Source organism: Betaproteobacteria bacterium, from assembly GCA_016194905.1.
In the GTDB taxonomy this organism is placed as follows: domain Bacteria; phylum Pseudomonadota; class Gammaproteobacteria; order Burkholderiales; family JACQAP01; genus JACQAP01.
The window spans coordinates 18,665-35,073 of record JACQAP010000002.1 but is presented as its reverse complement, the minus strand read 5'-3'; the positions used below and the strand labels follow the sequence as shown (position 1 = coordinate 35,073).

Below are 16,409 nucleotides of genomic sequence, written 5' to 3'. Positions count from 1 at the left end.
CTGCGCTTCAGAAGCGAGTTCCGGCCAAAGCCAAGTCGCCCCGTAGCAAACCTAGGAAGCCCAGAAAGCCACGCTAGGTAATCAAGTATTTATAGCAGTCCGCTTACTTTTTGACCTGTTTCGTCAAGTACATACTTCCGTAAAAAAAGGGCGCCGTCGGCGCCCTTTTATTCTTACCGCTATCCCGAATTTATTTGGGATCTATTTTCTGAATCTTGGCCTTGGTGCGCAGGTCCGCGATATAGTCGTCGCGTACCTTGGTCGCCAATTGCTGCTGGATCTGCGGCTTGACCTGATCGAACTCCGGGAAGGGAACCGACTTGATGTCTTCCAGCTCGATGATGTGATAGCCGAAATTGGTCTTGACCGCTTCCTTGGTCCGCTCGCCCTTTTTCAACTTCTTGAGCGCTTCGCCGAAAGGCTGCACATAGCCTTCCGCTTCGCTCCAGTCCAGCTCGCCGCCGCCTTCCTTGGTGCCGGTGTCTTCCGATTTTTCCTTGGCGATCGCCGCGAAATCTCCACCGGCATCGAGATCGGCGATGATCTGTTTGGCGTCGCCCTCCTCTTTCACCAGGATATGGCGTGACTTGTATTGCTTGCCGACTTCGCCGCCGCGTTCGGCTTTCACGCGCTCGTATTCCTTGCGCACGTCGGCTTCGGTTGGCGTGAGCTTTTTGCTCAGATCCTCGATCAGCACCGCCAGAATGATCTGCTGCTTGGCCAGATCGAGCTGGGTCTGGTAATCGGCATTCTTGTCGAGCTTGCGTTTGACCGCTTCCTGAAAGAGGATTTCCCGGGTGATCAGGATTTCACGCAGGTTGTTGCGGAATTCCGGCGAGTCCTGCAAAGGCTGTTGCCCCGGCTGGCCCTGCTGTCCTTGTGATTGCGCCAGCTGCGATTTGGCGACGAAATCCAGCCGTGCCTGCGGAATGCCAACGCCATTCACGATGGCGACGTTCTTCTGTTTGGTTTCCGATTTGGCTTCGGGTTTGGCGTCGGCCGTATTCTTCGGCTTGCTCTCCGGCTTGTTGTCTGCGGCGTATCCTGCGGTGGCTGTGGCAAAGCAGGCTGCCAGCAGCGCGAGCAGGACATGATGTTTGACCGATTGCATTGCAGTTCCTTTGGTGACGGGAGTTGAACTCTGGGCTGGGTGTTTGTGCTTGTTATCGGCTTCAGCGTTCAACCCTTGGCTGAAGTTCCCAATTCTTCGGGCGCATAGGCGCGGATGGCCAGCGCATGGATTTGTTTCGGCATCAGGTCGGAGAGTGCCTCGTAAACCAGCCGATGCCGGGCTACCGCCGGTTTGCCGGTGAATTCGCGCGAAACGATGACGAGCTGGAAATGGCCGCCGCCGTCCTTTGCACCCGCATGACCGGCATGTTCGTGACTGTCGTCGAACACTTCCAGCGCATCGGGAGCCAGACGGGACAACCGCTCGCGAATGAGTTCCTCTATATTCATATTCATTACTTCGGGAAAACCCTGCGAAAGGGCTTCACCGTGACCTTGGCGAAAACGCCTTCGGTAACGTAGGGATCGGCATTGATCCAGGCCTTGGCTTCTTCCAGCGAATTGAATTCTGCGACGATCAGGCTGCCGGTCATGCCCGCCGGGCCGGGGTCGATACTGTCGATGGCGGGAAATGCGCCGCCGAGAATGAGCTTGCCCGCGGCAATCAGTTCATCCACGCGCTTGAGGTGGGCCGGCCGCGACGTGGTTCGCTTGGCCTGGCTGCTCGGAATATCCTCGCCGACGATTGCGTACAGCACTATTTTTTTTCCTCGTGTTCGATATGGCGGCTTAGCAGCAGACCCTGGGCCACGATGAATGCCAACAGCAACCCGGTTCCGCCGAACAGCTTGAAGTTGACCCAGGTTTCGGTCGGGAAGTGAAAGGCGATATACAGGTTGGCGGCGCCCATCAACAGGAAAAACGCGGCCCAACTGAGGTTCAGGTTCCGCCAGACCGAAGCGGGAAGGGTGAGCTGTTTTTCCATCATGGCGCGGATCAGATTTCTGCGAAACAACAGGTCCGCACCGAGCAGGATGGCACTGAATAGCCAGTATAGCACCGTGGGTTTCCACTTGATGAAGGTCTCATCGTGCAGCCAAAGCGTGGCGCCGCCGAAGACCACGATGATCGACAGGCTCACCCACAGCATGGTGTCGACCTTGCGATGGCGCAGCCAGGACCAGCCGACCTGGCAGATGGTCGCCCCGATGGCCACGGCCGTGGCCGTGTAGATCCCCCAGAACTTGAAGGCCACGAAAAACAGCAATACCGGAAAGATATCGAATAGGAACTTCATGATCGTCAAGGGAAAATAACCGGCGGCATTATGGACTCAAGCGCGGGTCGATGTCCAACCGGCATCGGGTAAGATGGCGGCCTTGTTTCGAGTGGGATTCCACGGAAGGAGTTCGCGATGGCGCAGGTAAAGTTGGTGAATTACGACGAGGCATCCGCCGAAGTACGGGCGGTGTTCGACGATATCATGAAGACGCGCAAGACTGACTACATCAACAACATCTGGCGTGCACTCGCCTCGAATCCTCCGGTGCTGAAGCGCTTCTGGGGCCAGATGAAGGAAGTCATGGTGAAGCCGTCAAGACTGGATCCGCTCACCAAGGAACTGATCTACCTCGCGGTCAGCATCAACAACAACTGCGATTACTGCATCAACTCGCATACCTTCGCCGCGCGCAAACACGGGCTCGATGACGAAATGCTCGCGGAGTTGACCGAAGTCATCGCGCTGGCGAACGCCGGCAATCGTTTGACCATCGGGCTTCAGGTGGAACCGGACGAACGCTTCAAGCCCAAGCGCCCGGCCGAGCCCTGGTCGGTGGGCAAAACCGCCAAGGCGAAGCCGGCCAAGGGCCGGCAGAAAGAGCGTTGACGCAGAGGGCGCAGAGGAAACACCGAGGACGCGGAGAAGAATAAATCCGAGTACTGAGTAGTTGTGCGCTTGATTTTCACTCCCTCTCCGCCTTTTAAGGGGAGACAAGGGAACACTTGAAGCGCAGCAGGGCGGGGGTGAGGTGGTATGGACTTGGAACAGATCGTCAGGGAGCGTTACAGTTGCCGCCGGTATTCGACTGAGCCGGTGGCCACGCAGACTATCCGCCGCATTCTGGAAATCGCTCAGCGGACGCCTTCCTGGTGCAATTGCCAGCCGTGGCGGGTTCTGCTGGTCAGCGGCGAGGCGATCGAACGGTTTCGCAACAAACTCTACGCGCATGCAGCTCAGGGCAATCCAACCAAACCCGATTTCCCTTTTCCCTTGCGATACGAAGGCGTCTACCGTGAGCGGCGCAAGGTGTGCGGTGTGCAGCTCTATCAGGCGCTCGGCATCGGTCGCGAAGACAAAGCGTCCGCCGCGCAGCAGTCTCTGGAGAATTTTCGCTTTTTCGGCGCGCCGCACGTCGCACTGATCACCACCGAGGAAGATCTCGGTGTATACGGCGCAGTGGATTGCGGTTTGTATGTGTCGAATTTCATGTTGGCCGCGCATAATCTCGGCGTGGCGTCGATCGCGCAGGCTGCACTCGCGTCTTATCCGGATTTCATCCGCGACCATTTCGGCTTGCCGCCGAACCGCAAATTCGTCTGCGGCATTTCTTTCGGCTATGCGGACCCAAAGCATCCGATCAATACTTACCGTACCGCGCGCGTCAGCGAAACGGAATCGACGACCTGGATCGAGTGAAAAATCAGCCGGTTCGCGCGAATGCGGCAGCCCACTCCGACGGCAATCCGACGCGAAATCTCGCGGCTTTCAGACGACGGTTTAACTTGAGCAGCGCCTTGTCCCGGGTCAGCAGCCAATCGGCCGCGGCGTCGAGTGCCAACATCAGGAATTTCTGATCGTCCGGGTCGCTGCAGCGGGGAAGGGCGGTGGGGCTTACCGGTCGCTGATTGTCATGCCTGATGGTGCAGCGATCGACCTCTGCTAGATGGTCTTTTTTCTGCGCGTCATCCAGCCTGAATTCCGGATAAGCCAGTACCGCGTTCAATTCCTCAAGGCAGGGCTCGTTGATCACGAATTGGATACGCCCGTCCCGGTGTGCCGCCTTCAGCGGCGCGATAGATGGATCGTTGAACACCAGCCAGTCGATCCACATGTTGGTGTCGAGCACCAGTTGCATCGGCGATCTCAAAACCTCTCGTAGCCGTGCAGGTAACGCCATTGTCCCAACGATAACTCGCCGAGCGCCACGCGGCCGATGCGCACGCGCTTCAGGCCCGTCACCTTCAGGCCCACGAGTTCGCACATGCGCCGGATCTGGCGCTTCTTGCCCTCGCGCAACACGAAGCGCAATTGATCGCGGTTCTGCCAAGTGACGTTAGCCGGCTTGAGCGGGACGTCGTCAAGGCTTAAACCGTGGTTCAGAAGCTTCAGACCCTTGTCGTCGAGGCTGCCTTCCACTCGCACGAGATATTCCTTCTCGATGGTGGAATCCTCGCCGATCAGCAGTTTGGCGATGCGCCCGTCCTGGGTAAAAACCAGAAGTCCGGTCGAGTCGATGTCGAGCCGGCCGGCCGGCGCCAGGCCTTTGAGATGCTCGCGCTCGAAGCGCAGCGAGGGATTGTCGCCGGCAAAGCGGCTCGCAGGCACGATCAGCGTACTGGCCGGACGATATCCCTGCTCTGCCTGGCCTGAAACATAGCCGACAGGTTTATGCAGCAGGATGGTGACGCGGGAAATGCTGTCGGCTTTCTTGTCGAGCGTAATGTTTTGCGCCGGATCGATGCGCGTGCCGAGTTCTTCGACACGCACGCCATCAACATAGACCCAGCCGCGCTCGATATATTCGTCCGCTTCGCGCCGGGAGCACAGGCCGCGCTCCGACATAAGTTTGGAGACGCGGACTTTCTGCGCCTCCGCAGGCGGCGAAGGCTTTTGCGCCAGTGAGGGCAAGGTGCCCACAACAGCGGGCCTTGCGGTTGATGAAGGCTTGGGTTGTTTCGCGGGCGCGGAAGCGGGACCGCGTGAGCGCTGCGCAAGCTTGGCGCGCGTGGAACGCGCCACCTCCGGCCGGCTGCCCGGCGTGCTGGCCGGTTTGCGCAGAGTGCCGCGTCCGGTCAAGCCGCCGCGACCAGCTCGCGCAACACATATGGAAGAATCCCGCCGTGCCGGTAGTAATCCACCTCGATCGGCGTATCGATGCGCAACAGGACTTTCACCTCGCGCTGCGAACCATCAGCGCGTCTGATCACAAGCGTCACGTCCTGCTGCGGACGAATCTCGCCGTCGAGACCGGTGATATCGTAAGTTTCGTCGCCTGTGATGCCCAGCGAATCGACGGAGTCGAGTCCCTTGAACTGCAAGGGCAGCACGCCCATCCCAACGAGGTTGGAGCGGTGAATGCGCTCGAAACTCTTGGCGATGACGGCTTTCACGCCGAGCAACTGCGTGCCTTTCGCCGCCCAGTCGCGCGACGATCCGGTGCCGTATTCTTCACCGCCGAAAACAATGGTCGGCGTTCCCTGGGCGATGTACTTCATCGCCGCGTCGTAGATCGACATCTGTTCGCCTGAAGGTTGCAGCAGCGTGACGCCACCTTCGATGCGAGTGCCATCCGCTTTCGGCGGCAGCATGAGGTTCTTGATGCGCACATTGGCGAAGGTGCCGCGCATCATCACCTCGTGATTGCCGCGGCGCGCGCCGTAGCTGTTGAAGTCGGTTTTCGATACTCCATGGGCGATCAGGTATTTTCCCGCCGGCGAAGTGTCCTTGATCGAACCGGCAGGGCTGATATGGTCGGTGGTGACCGAATCGCCGAAGATTCCCAGCGCGTGGGCGCCTGCGATTTTGCCGATCGAACCCGGTTGCATGCCGAAATTCTCGAAGAAAGGCGGCTCGGCGATATACGTCGACTTTGGCCAGTCGTACACCTGACCGGCAGCGGAGGGCACGCTATTCCACAGCGGCTGATCCTTGGCGAGGTTGCCGTACATCCGCTGGAAGGTCCTGGAATCGGTTGCATACTTCATCAGCGCATAGATTTCCTTCGACGTCGGCCAGATGTCGCCGATGTAAACCGGCTTGCCGTCTTTCCCGGTCCCGAGCGGTTCGGTCATCAAGTCCTTCAACACCGTGCCGGCGATCGCATAGGCAACGACCAGCGGCGGACTGGCGAGGAAGTTGCCGCGCAGGTTCGGATGAATGCGGGCTTCGAAATTGCGATTGCCCGACAGCACGGCCGCGCAGACCATGTCGTTGGCGACGATCGCTTCGTCGATCGGCTCGGACAGCGGACCGGCATTGCCGATACAGGTGGTACAGCCATAGGCTGCGACCGTGAATCCGAGTTGCTCGAGGTAGGGCAGCAGCCCGGATGCAGTCAGGTATTCGGTGACTACGCGCGAACCGGGCGCGAGCGAAGTCTTGATGTGCCGCTTGACCGTCAGCCCTTTCTCGACGGCTTTTTTCGCGAGCAGGCCGGCGGCGATCAGCACGCCGGGATTGGAGGTATTGGTGCACGACGTGATCGCGGCGATCATGATGTCGCCTGAACCGATGTCGATGCCGTCGCGGGTCTTGAATCGCTTGCCGAGGTCTTCGGGTTTCTTGGCGAAGCCGTTCTCGGCGACCGGCTTGGAAAACAATTCAGTAACCTTCTTCTTCACGTTGCCGATCTCGATGCGATCCTGCGGGCGCTTCGGTCCGGCTACCGACGGCGTAACGCTGCCGAGATCGAGTTCCACCACCTTCGAGTAATCGATCTCGCCCTTTTTCGGGATGCCGAACAATTTCTGCGCCTTGAAATATGCGGCGAATGCGTCTATTTCTTCCTTGGTACGGCCGGTGCCCTTGAAATATTCGATCGTGACATCGTCCACCGGGAAGAAGCCCATGGTGGCGCCGTATTCCGGCGCCATGTTGCCGATGGTCGCGCGGTCCGGCAGCGGCAGGCTGGCGGTGCCCTCGCCAAAGAACTCGACAAATTTGCCGACAACCTTTTCCCTGCGCAGCAACTCGGTGATGGTCAATACCAGGTCGGTGGCCATCACGCCTTCGCGCAGCTTGCCCTTGAGGTATACGCCGACGACGTCCGGCGTCAGGAAATAGACCGGCTGACCGAGCATACCGGCCTCGGCTTCGATGCCGCCGACGCCCCAGCCGACCACACCGATGCCATTGATCATCGTGGTATGCGAATCGGTGCCGACCAGCGTGTCGGGATAGTAGACGCCGTCTTTTGCATGCACGCCGCGCGCCAGGTATTCGAGGTTCACCTGATGAACGATGCCCACACCGGGAGGCACGACCTTGAACGTGTCGAAGGCCTGCATGCCCCATTTCATGAACTGGTAGCGCTCCTTGTTGCGCTGGAATTCCAGTTTCATGTTCAGATCGAGCGCCTCCTTCGTACCGTAATGATCGATCTGCACCGAGTGATCGACGACCAGGTCGACCGGAACCAGCGGCTCGATGACCTTCGGATTCTTGCCCATCTTCGACGCGACCCCGCGCATGGCGGCAAGGTCCGCCAGCAAAGGCACACCCGTGAAATCCTGCAACACGATGCGGGCGACCACGAAAGGAATTTCCTCCGTACGCGATGCGGTCGGCGCCCACGCCGCGAGTTGCCGGACGTGCTCTTCGGTGACTTTCTTGCCGTCGAAGTTGCGCAACACCGATTCCAGCACGATGCGGATCGAGACCGGCAGGCGGGAGATCTTGCCGATGCCGGCCTTCTCCAGCGCGGGCAGGGAGTAGAACTTTCCCTTTTTGCCGGCGCCGGGAGAGAACTCTTGGAGCGTGTTGAACAGGCTGTGGGTCATGTTGGAATCTCCAGGAATAAATACGTCAGTTGGCACAAGGGCCAAGGCGCAAGCCGTTGATGATGTCCAGTATGGGCGATGCTGCAGTGTCGCCGTCCTTCTTCACCTTTTGCGTGTCGGAGTAGGTTCCGGCGGCTGCCACGATGCGACCGCTGACCTGCGCGGCCTTTCCGCCCAGTTGGCAGGAGCCGGAGTATTGTCCGCGTTCGCCGTGCCATTCTATTTTCCAGTCCTTGCAGCCGCTTTTTTCTTCGCGCGAAAGGAAGCCATTGACGGGCGACATCGGGTCCGCGATGTCGGTTGCGGTGATGCAGAAGCGGCCGATGAGGTTCGCCGCCATGCCGCCAGAGCGGGTGAATTCCCACGTCCCCGGGTGCATCGGATTGGAATCCGCCCACGCAGGGAGCGCCGCGGATAATCCGACCAGCAGCATCAGGGCGACGGTTCGCATCGGAAGGTCAGATGACCATCATGTCGACGAACTCGTTGACCGGTGTCGCGGCCAGCTTTTTGGGATCGAGGCACAAATCGAGGATCGCCTTCTGTTGCCTGGTCGGGAAGCGCCGCGCCAGGTTGGTCTTGAACTTCTCCACCAGTACCGGCATGCCTTCCTTGCGCCGGCGTCTGTGGCCGATCGGATACTCGACCACGATTTCCTTCAGTTTCTTGTCGTCGGCGAACTCGACCGTCAGCGCGTTGGCGATCGAGCGCTTTTCGGGATCGTGATAGTCCTTGGTGAATTGCTTGTCTTCGACGCAGACGATTTTGTCGCGCAGTTTGTCGATGCGGCGATCCTTGGCGATCTCGTCTTCGTAGTCGCCGGCGGTCAGCCGGCCGAACAGGATCGGCACAGCCACCATGTACTGGATGCAGTGGTCGCGGTCGGCCGGGTTGTTCAGTGGGCCCTTCTTGTCGATGATGCGGATGCAGGCTTCGTGCGTGCGAATGGTGATCTTGCGGATGTCCCCCGGATTCTTGCCGAGTTTCTGCAATTCCTTGTGAATCTGCATCGCGGCTTCGACCGCGGTCTGCGAGTGGAACTCAGCCGGGAAGGAAATCTTGAACAACACGTTCTCCATTACGTAGCTGCCGTAGGGGCGCTGGAACTTGAAGGCATTGCCTTTGAACAGCACGTCGTAGAAACCCCAGGTCTTCACGCTCAGTACGGACGGATAACCCATTTCACCGGTCTTTGCGATCAGCGCCAGACGTACCGCGCGGCTGGTCGCGTCCCCGGCAGCCCAGCTCTTGCGCGAACCGGTATTGGGTGCATGGCGATAGGTACGCAGGCTGTGGCCGTCCACCCACGCCAGCGACACGGCATTGATAATCTCGTCGCGCGTCAGGCCGAGCATTTCGGCTACGACTGCAGTGGATGCAACTTTGACCAGTACGACGTGATCCAGCCCGACCTTGTTGAAACTGTTTTCCAGCGCAATGCAGCCCTGGATCTCGTGCGCCTTGATCATCGCGGTCAGCACGTCCTGCACGGTCAGCGGCTTTTTGCCCGCGGCGACAGCGTTGCGCGACAGCCAGTCCGCGGTGGCGAGAATGCCGCCAAGATTGTCGGAAGGATGGCCCCACTCGGCGGCAAGCAAGGTGTCGTTGAAATCCAGCCAGCGGATCATCGCGCCGATGTTGAACGCTGCCTGGATCGGGTCGAGCTGGAACGAGGTCCCGGGCACCTTTGCACCATTCGGCACCACCGTACCCTGGGTCACCGGACCCAGCAGTTTGGTGCAGGCGGGATACTCCAGTGCCTCGAAACCGCAACCCAGCGTATCGATCAGGCAATAACGCGCAGTTTCGTACGCCTCCTTGCCGGCGATCTTGTATTTGGTGACGTAGTCGACGATGTCGACCAGAACCTGATCGGGCTTCGGGCGGACGTTGGAGATATGGGCGGACATAAGTCTTGGGGTTCCTGGTTTTGCTCGATATTCAGCTTGTGATTACGACGCTTTTCCGATGAGGCTTGATCCGTCACTTCCGCTTGTCGATCGAAACCCATTTCAGGTTCTCGGGACCCGTGTAGTTGGCACTGGGACGGATGATCTTGCCGTCCTGGCGCTGCTCGATGACATGCGCCGCCCAGCCTGAGGCACGGCTGACGACGAAGATCGGCGTGAACATCGCAGTCGGGACCCCCATCATGTGGTAGCTGGTGGCGCTGTACCAGTCCAGGTTCGGGAACATCTTCTTCTCGCGCCACATGACCTGTTCCACGCGCTCCGAGATGTCGAAGAGTTTCATGTCGCCCGCGTCCCTGGACAGCCGCCGCGCGACTTCCTTGATCACCTGGTTGCGCGGGTCGCCGGTGGTGTAAACCGGATGGCCGAAGCCGATGATGATCTGCTTCTCGGCAACGCGTCTGACGATATCGGCTTCGGCATCGTCCGGGTTGTCATAACGCCCGATGGTGTCGAAGGCGAACTCGTTGGCGCCTCCGTGCTTCGGACCTTTGAGCGCTCCGATCGCGCCGCCGATCGCGGAATACATGTCGGAGCCCGTGCCGGCGATGACGCGTGCCGTGAACGTGGACGCGTTGAACTCGTGTTCGGCGTAGAGGATCAGCGAGGTATGCATCGCCCGCTCCCATGGCGCCGACGCCTTCCTGCCGTGCAGGAGGTGCAGAAAATGGCCGCCGATCGAATCGTCGTCGGTCTCGACTTCGATGCGCCGCCCCGAATGCGAAAAGTGATACCAGTAGAGCAGCATCGAACCGAAGCTGGCCATCATCCGGTCGGCGATGTCGCGCGCCTCGCTGAGCTTGTGCTCCTGATTTTCCGGAAGCACGGCGCCCAGCGCGGAACAGCCGGTTCGCAGGACGTCCATGGGATGCGTATTCGCCGGGATGCACTCCAGGATGTCCTGGACCGACGCGGGCAGGCCGCGCAGCGCCTTGAGCTTGCGTTTGTAACCGGCCAGTTCGGCGACGGCCGGCAGTTTACCGTGAACCAGGAGGTAGGCGATCTCCTCGAACTCGGCGTCCTCCGCGAAATCCAGGATGTCGTAACCGCGATAGTGAAGGTCGTTGCCGGCGAGGCCGACCGTGCACAACGCGGTGTTGCCGGCGGTAACGCCGGACAAGGCGACGGATTTCTTGGGTTTCGGCGTCATTGCCGCGGCTTCGCTCATTTTTGTTTTCCCTTCGCGAACAGTTCGTCGAGCTTGTTTTCGTAATCGTGATAGCCGAGATACCTGTACAGATCGGCGCGCGTTTGCATCATCGGAATCAGGTTCTTCTGCGTGCCTTCCGAGCGGATGGTCTGATACACCTTCAGCGCCGCGGCGTTCATCGCACGGTAGGCCGAGCAACAGTAAAGCACGATGTCGACGTCCACCGAGCCGAGCTCGGACGTCGTGAACAGCGGCGTATGTCCAAACTCGGTGATATTGGCGAGGATCGGGACTATCACCGCGCTCTTGAATTTTTTGTACATCGCCAACTCGGTCATGGCTTCCGGAAAAATCATGTCGGCACCGGCTTCGACATAGGCGCAGGCGCGTTCGATCGCCGCATCCAGGCCTTCGACCGCCAGCGCATCGGTGCGGGCCATGATGACGAATTCCGGATCGGTGCGTGCGTCGACCGCGGCCTTGACCCGGTCGACCATTTCTTCCTTGCTGACGACTTCCTTGCCGGGGCGGTGGCCGCAACGCTTGGCGCCGACCTGGTCTTCCAGGTGCACGGCGCCGGCGCCGGCCTTGATCATCGAACGGACCGTACGCGCAATGTTGAATGCGCTACCCCAGCCGGTATCGATGTCGACCAGCAGCGGCAGCGCAGTGACTTCGGTGATGCGACTCACATCGGTCAGCACGTCTTCCAGGGTGCTGATGCCGAGATCGGGCATGCCCAGCGAGTTGGCGGCCACGCCACCGCCGGAAAGATAAAGCGCCTTGAAGCCGGTCGCCTCGGCCATGCGCGCGGTGTAGGCGTTGATCGCGCCGATCACCTGCAGGGGCTTTTCGCTGGCGACGGCGCCCCGGAATTTCTGTCCTGCACTGGTTTGCATGCTGTGATGTCCCTCGGGATGGTTCATGCTGCGTCGGCCCTGCCCGGACGGCGCCGAGATGCGACGAGCAAATCTATTTCATTTCAGCAGATGCTTGATCGCGTCGCGCTCTTCTTCCAGCTCCTTGAGCGTGGCGTCCATTTTCGAGCGGCTGAAAGGATCGATCTCGAGGCCTTTGATCATCTGGTATTTGCCGCCTGAACAAGTGACGGGGAAACCATACATCACGCCTTCCGGAATGCCATAAGAGCCGTCGGAGGCGAATCCCATTGTGACCCATTTGCCGTTCGTGCCCATGACCCAGTCGCGCACGTGATCGATGGCGGCGTTGGCCGCCGATGCGGCGGACGACAATCCGCGTGCTTCGATGATCGCGGCACCGCGTTTGCCGACGGTTGGAATGAACACATCGCGGTACCAGGTTTCGTCATTGACGACCTTCGGCGCAGGCTGGCCGCCGATGGTGGCGAAACGGTAGTCCGGATACATGGTCGGCGAGTGATTGCCCCAGACGATCAGCCTGTCTATCGAGTCGACCGGCTTGCCGGTTTTGGACGCGAGCTGGGACAGCGCGCGATTGTGGTCCAGACGCAGCATCGCGGTGAAATTTTCGCGTGGCAGCCCGGGCGCGCTCTTCATTGCGATGTAGGCATTGGTGTTGGCAGGGTTGCCGACCACCAGAATCTTCGCGGTGCGCTTCGCCACTTCGTCGAGCGCGCGTCCCTGGCCGGTAAAGATGGCGCCATTGGCTTCGAGCAGATCCTTGCGCTCCATGCCTTTCGAGCGGGGGCGGGCGCCGACCAGCAGGGCGACGTCGATATCGCGAAAGGCGACTTTCGGGTCGGAGGCAGTGGTCATGCCCGCAAGCAGCGGGAACGCACAGTCGTCCAGTTCCATCATCACGCCTTTGAGCGCGGCCTGCACCTTTTCATCCGGTATTTCCAGCATCTGCAGGATGACCGGCTGATCCTTGCCCAGCATTTCTCCGCTGGCAATGCGGAACAGCAGGCTGTAGCCGATCTGGCCGGCGGCGCCGGTGACTGCGACTCGGAGGGGTGTTTTCATCAAGAGGGGCTCCTGCGTGCGATGAACTGGCGATTATTTGGAATTCGAATCTGATCTGATCCGTTCGCGCCGGCCGATTCGCGAGTTCGGCACATTGTTCCGGCGGTCTGGGAATCGCCAAACATCATAACGAAGCGGGTTTGCCGGTGTCAAACAGGTCTTGTATCTTATAAAAGACATCTGTTTTCGTGGACGACGGCGCCGACTATGTGCTAAAAATCCCTCTGCGACATGAAGACCATCGCCAGCGTTACCGCGCCCGCATTCCAGCCGCTTTACCGGCAGATCAAGACTCTGATCACCCAGAGCCTGGTATCCGGAGAATGGCGTCCGGGCGATTTGATTCCGAGCGAAATCGAGCTCGCCAGCCGCTTCAGCGTAAGCCAGGGCACGGTGCGCAAGGCCATCGGGGAACTCGCCGACCAGAATCTGCTGGTCCGTCAGCAGGGCAAAGGCACTTTTGTCGCTTCGCATTCCGAAGAGCGCAGCAAATTTCCCTATCTGCGCATCACGCCGGATCGCGGCGCGCTCGATGAACTCGCCGCCACGCTGCTCGATTGCCGCAAGGTGAAACTCGATGCCGCTGCCGGGAAAAAACTCGGGCTGGCAGCCGGGGCCGGCGCTTTTCTGATTACCCGGGTGATGTCCATTTCCGCCAGGAAGACGATCTACGAGGAAATCCGCTTGCCGGCTACGCGCTTCAAGGGGTTGTCGGCCGAGACCATCGAACGGCATCACTGCATGTTGTACAGCATGTACGAGACCGAGTTCGACGTGCGCATCCTCCACGTCGAAGAGCAGATCAAGGCGCTGGCCGCCGAGCGTGCCGCGGCCGGACATCTCGGCGTGTCCGAAGGAACGCCGCTGCTGGTCATCGAGCGCGTAGCCTATACTTACGCCGACAAGGCAGTTGAACTGCGCCGCAGTTACTGCAGTACCAGAGAGCATCACTACCGTAACCGCATCGTTTGAACGCCGCTTTTCCGGAACCTTCGATGATTACCAGCCAGCGTCCGAAATACCTCGACTTGTTCAGAATCCGGCTGCCGTTGCCCGGCCTGGTATCCATTCTTCATCGCATCAGCGGCACCGTATTGTTCGTATTCGCCTGGGCACTGCTGTATCTGCTGCAGGAAAGCCTGCAATCGCCCGAAAGTCACGCCCATTTCGCGGCGCTCACGGGCCATTGGCTGGTCAAGCTGTTCCTGATCGGCATGCTGTGGGCGTTCCTGCACCACTTTTTCGCCGGGCTGCGCTTTCTTCTGCTGGACGTACATGTCGCGAGCGATCTCGGGGCAACGCGCGCAATGAGTTGGGCTGTACTGATTGTCAGTCTGTTGCTTACCGCGATCCTGGGGATGCGGCTGTGGTGAAACGCATGGTCACCGGTGCCCACTACGGGCTGAAAGACTGGCTGGCGCAGCGTGTCACCGCGCTGGTCATGGCTGCATATGTAATCGTCGTCGTCGGCATCCTGCTGACTACTCCGCCGCAAGACTACGAGGAATGGCGCTCGCTGTTCAGGAATCAGCTGATGCGGATTGCGACCTTCGTCTTCTTCATCAGCCTGTTCTGGCACGCATGGATAGGCGTGCGCGACATTCTGATGGATTACGTCAAACCCACTGGCGTGCGCCTCGGTCTGGAGGTCACAGTCGTGCTGGTTTTGGTCGGCTATGCCGTCTGGGCTGTTCAAATCCTCTGGAGTCTCTGACACATGGCCATCCCGGTCAGAAAATTCGATGCGGTCATCGTAGGCGCCGGCGGCGCCGGCATGCGCGCGTCCCTGCAACTCGCCGAGGCGGGTTTCAAGGTCGCCGTGTTGTCGAAAGTGTTTCCCACCAGGTCGCACACCGTCGCCGCACAGGGTGGCATCGGCGCAGCGCTCGGCAACATGGGCGAAGACAGCTGGATGTGGCACATGTACGACACCGTCAAGGGGTCGGACTGGCTCGGCGATCAGGACGCCATCGAGTTTCTCTGCCGCGAAGCACCCAAAGTCGTGATCGAGCTCGAGCATTTCGGCATGCCGTTCGACCGCAACGCGGATGGGTCGGTTTATCAACGGCCGTTCGGCGGCCACATGCGGAATTTCGGCGCCGGGCCGGCAGTGCAGCGTTCATGTTGCGCCGCGGACCGCACCGGGCACGCGATGCTGCATACGCTTTATCAACGCAACGTCCGCGCGAACACGCTTTTTTTTGTGGAATGGATGGCGCTCGATCTGGTACGCGATGCGTCCGGACAAGTGCTCGGCGTGACTGCGATGGAAATGGAGACCGGCGAGGTCTCGATATTGCACGCACGCGCGGTGTTGTTCGCCACGGGTGGAGCGGGGAGGATCTATTCTGCGAGCACGAATGCGTTCATCAATACCGGCGACGGCCTTGGCATGGCGGCACGTGCCGGTATCCCGCTCGAGGACATGGAGTTCTGGCAGTTCCATCCGACTGGCGTGGCCGGCGCCGGTGTACTGATTACCGAAGGTGTGCGCGGCGAAGGCGGTTACCTGCTGAACAAGAATGGCGAGCGTTTCATGGAACGCTATGCGCCCAACGCCAAGGACCTGGCAAGTCGCGATGTGGTGTCGCGGGCGATGGCAACCGAAATCAAGGAAGGCCGCGGCTGCGGGCCTGAAGGGGACTATGTGCTCCTCAAGCTCGATCATCTCGGCGTCGATCTGATCGAGGACAAGCTGCCGGGCATCCGCGAGATCGCGAAAAAATTCGCCAACGTCGATCCGGTAAAGGATCCGATCCCGGTCGTGCCCACTTGTCACTATCAGATGGGTGGCATCCCGACCAACTATCGCGGCGAGGTGGTGGTCCCGCAAGCAGGGAACCCCGAAGCTGTCGTGGCCGGTTTTTATGCGGCAGGCGAGTGCGCCTGTGCCTCGGTACATGGCGCCAACCGGCTCGGAACGAATTCGCTGACCGACCTATTGGTATTCGGCAAGGCCTCGGGCGACACGATGACCCGTTTCCTGAAAGAAAATCCCGGACACAAGGACCTGCCCAAGGACGCCGCCGACAGCACGTCCGCGCGGCTGTCCAGGCTCGACGGCCAGCAGGGCGGCGAGAGCGTCCACGAAGTGGGCGGCGAGATGCGACGCGTCATGCAGGCGCATTGCGGCGTGTTTCGTTTTCCCGACATGCTTGTCGACGGCGTGAAGAAGATCAAGGAGACCGCCGAACGCGCCCGGCGCACTGCGATCCGTGACAAGAGCAAGGTATTCAATACCGCTCGGGTGGAAGCGCTGGAACTCGACAATCTCATCGAAGTCGCGGTGGCAACCTTGGTGTCCGCAGAGGCACGCAAGGAAAGTCGCGGGGCCCACGATCGCGCCGACCATCATCGGCGCGACGATGCGAACTGGCTCAAGCATACGCTCTGGTACAAGGACGGAAGCCGGCTGGACTACAAGCCCGTGCACATGACCCCGCTGACTACGCAGACCGTCGAGCCGAAGGTGAGAACGTATTGAAAGAAGCAGGGCTTTGCAGGCCGGAAATAAAGAAACAGTGCGGTTTCGCC

The 16,409-nt window shown here is 60.0% G+C and carries 18 protein-coding genes; 6 read left to right on the top strand and 12 right to left on the bottom strand.

The annotated features are described in order from the left end of the window. Positions 1-190: 190 nt before the first annotated feature. From HY067_00185 to HY067_00170, 4 genes are all read right to left on the bottom strand, one after another. Positions 191-1,111 (bottom strand): peptidylprolyl isomerase, encoded by a 921-nt coding sequence (locus HY067_00185; GenBank protein ID MBI3526371.1) that lies wholly within the window; start codon positions 1,109-1,111, stop codon positions 191-193. A 68-nt stretch (positions 1,112-1,179) separates the two neighbouring features. Beyond that, the gene (locus tag HY067_00180; protein ID MBI3526370.1) at positions 1,180-1,461 is read right to left on the bottom strand and encodes a BolA family transcriptional regulator; all 282 of its coding nucleotides are present in this window, start codon (positions 1,459-1,461) and stop codon (positions 1,180-1,182) included. A 5-nt stretch (positions 1,462-1,466) separates the two neighbouring features. Then, positions 1,467-1,769, bottom strand: a complete 303-nt coding sequence (locus tag HY067_00175; GenBank protein MBI3526369.1) for a YciI family protein — start codon at positions 1,767-1,769, stop codon at positions 1,467-1,469. Continuing rightward, entirely contained in the window at positions 1,769-2,308 is a 540-nt protein-coding gene (locus HY067_00170) for a septation protein A (GenBank protein MBI3526368.1), read from the bottom strand. The genes HY067_00175 and HY067_00170 overlap by 1 nt, the downstream gene beginning before the upstream one ends. A 117-nt stretch (positions 2,309-2,425) precedes the next feature. Between HY067_00170 and HY067_00165 the strand changes: the two genes are divergently transcribed. Both HY067_00165 and HY067_00160 read left to right on the top strand, forming a co-directional pair. Beyond that, positions 2,426-2,899, top strand: coding sequence for a carboxymuconolactone decarboxylase family protein (locus HY067_00165; GenBank protein MBI3526367.1), 474 nt, complete (start codon positions 2,426-2,428; stop codon positions 2,897-2,899). Positions 2,900-3,046: 147 nt separating this feature from the next. Further along, the gene (locus HY067_00160) at positions 3,047-3,709 is read left to right on the top strand and encodes a nitroreductase (GenBank protein MBI3526366.1); all 663 of its coding nucleotides are present in this window, start codon (positions 3,047-3,049) and stop codon (positions 3,707-3,709) included. Positions 3,710-3,713: 4 nt separating this feature from the next. Here HY067_00160 and HY067_00155 read toward each other — a convergent pair whose 3' ends face one another. The 8 genes from HY067_00155 to HY067_00120 form a co-directional block, all read right to left on the bottom strand. Then, on the bottom strand, positions 3,714-4,160 hold the full coding sequence (locus HY067_00155; protein MBI3526365.1) for a putative toxin-antitoxin system toxin component, PIN family: 447 nt from the start codon (positions 4,158-4,160) through the stop codon (positions 3,714-3,716). After that, positions 4,157-4,855, bottom strand: coding sequence for an rRNA pseudouridine synthase (locus HY067_00150; protein ID MBI3526364.1), 699 nt, complete (start codon positions 4,853-4,855; stop codon positions 4,157-4,159). Before HY067_00150 ends, HY067_00155 begins: the two co-directional genes overlap by 4 nt. A 230-nt stretch (positions 4,856-5,085) precedes the next feature. Then, the gene (gene acnA, locus HY067_00145; GenBank protein MBI3526363.1) at positions 5,086-7,791 is read right to left on the bottom strand and encodes an aconitate hydratase AcnA; all 2,706 of its coding nucleotides are present in this window, start codon (positions 7,789-7,791) and stop codon (positions 5,086-5,088) included. Between the two features lie 25 nt (positions 7,792-7,816). After that, positions 7,817-8,242 carry a hypothetical protein gene (locus HY067_00140; GenBank protein MBI3526362.1) on the bottom strand — a complete coding sequence of 142 codons (426 nt, stop codon included), beginning with the start codon at positions 8,240-8,242 and terminating at the stop codon, positions 7,817-7,819. A gap of 7 nt (positions 8,243-8,249) precedes the next feature. Further along, positions 8,250-9,701, bottom strand: coding sequence for a bifunctional 2-methylcitrate dehydratase/aconitate hydratase (locus tag HY067_00135; GenBank protein ID MBI3526361.1), 1,452 nt, complete (start codon positions 9,699-9,701; stop codon positions 8,250-8,252). Between the two features lie 73 nt (positions 9,702-9,774). Continuing rightward, on the bottom strand, positions 9,775-10,929 hold the full coding sequence (gene prpC, locus HY067_00130; protein MBI3526360.1) for a 2-methylcitrate synthase: 1,155 nt from the start codon (positions 10,927-10,929) through the stop codon (positions 9,775-9,777). Further along, positions 10,926-11,810 (bottom strand): methylisocitrate lyase, encoded by an 885-nt coding sequence (gene prpB, locus HY067_00125; GenBank protein MBI3526359.1) that lies wholly within the window; start codon positions 11,808-11,810, stop codon positions 10,926-10,928. Before prpB ends, prpC begins: the two co-directional genes overlap by 4 nt. Positions 11,811-11,888: 78 nt before the next feature. After that, positions 11,889-12,878, bottom strand: coding sequence for a malate dehydrogenase (locus HY067_00120; protein ID MBI3526358.1), 990 nt, complete (start codon positions 12,876-12,878; stop codon positions 11,889-11,891). A gap of 228 nt (positions 12,879-13,106) precedes the next feature. Between HY067_00120 and HY067_00115 the strand changes: the two genes are divergently transcribed. From HY067_00115 to sdhA, 4 genes are read left to right on the top strand one after another with little or no spacing between them, the layout of a single operon-like run. Beyond that, complete coding sequence (locus HY067_00115) at positions 13,107-13,847, top strand: GntR family transcriptional regulator (GenBank protein ID MBI3526357.1); 741 nt, start codon at positions 13,107-13,109, stop codon at positions 13,845-13,847. Positions 13,848-13,870: 23 nt separating this feature from the next. Further along, entirely contained in the window at positions 13,871-14,248 is a 378-nt protein-coding gene (sdhC, locus tag HY067_00110) for a succinate dehydrogenase, cytochrome b556 subunit (protein MBI3526356.1), read from the top strand. Beyond that, on the top strand, positions 14,242-14,589 hold the full coding sequence (sdhD, locus tag HY067_00105) for a succinate dehydrogenase, hydrophobic membrane anchor protein (GenBank protein ID MBI3526355.1): 348 nt from the start codon (positions 14,242-14,244) through the stop codon (positions 14,587-14,589). Before sdhC ends, sdhD begins: the two co-directional genes overlap by 7 nt. A 3-nt stretch (positions 14,590-14,592) precedes the next feature. Then, a complete protein-coding gene (sdhA, locus tag HY067_00100; GenBank protein ID MBI3526354.1) occupies positions 14,593-16,359 on the top strand; it encodes a succinate dehydrogenase flavoprotein subunit in 1,767 nt (588 codons plus the stop codon). Positions 16,360-16,409 lie beyond the last annotated feature (50 nt).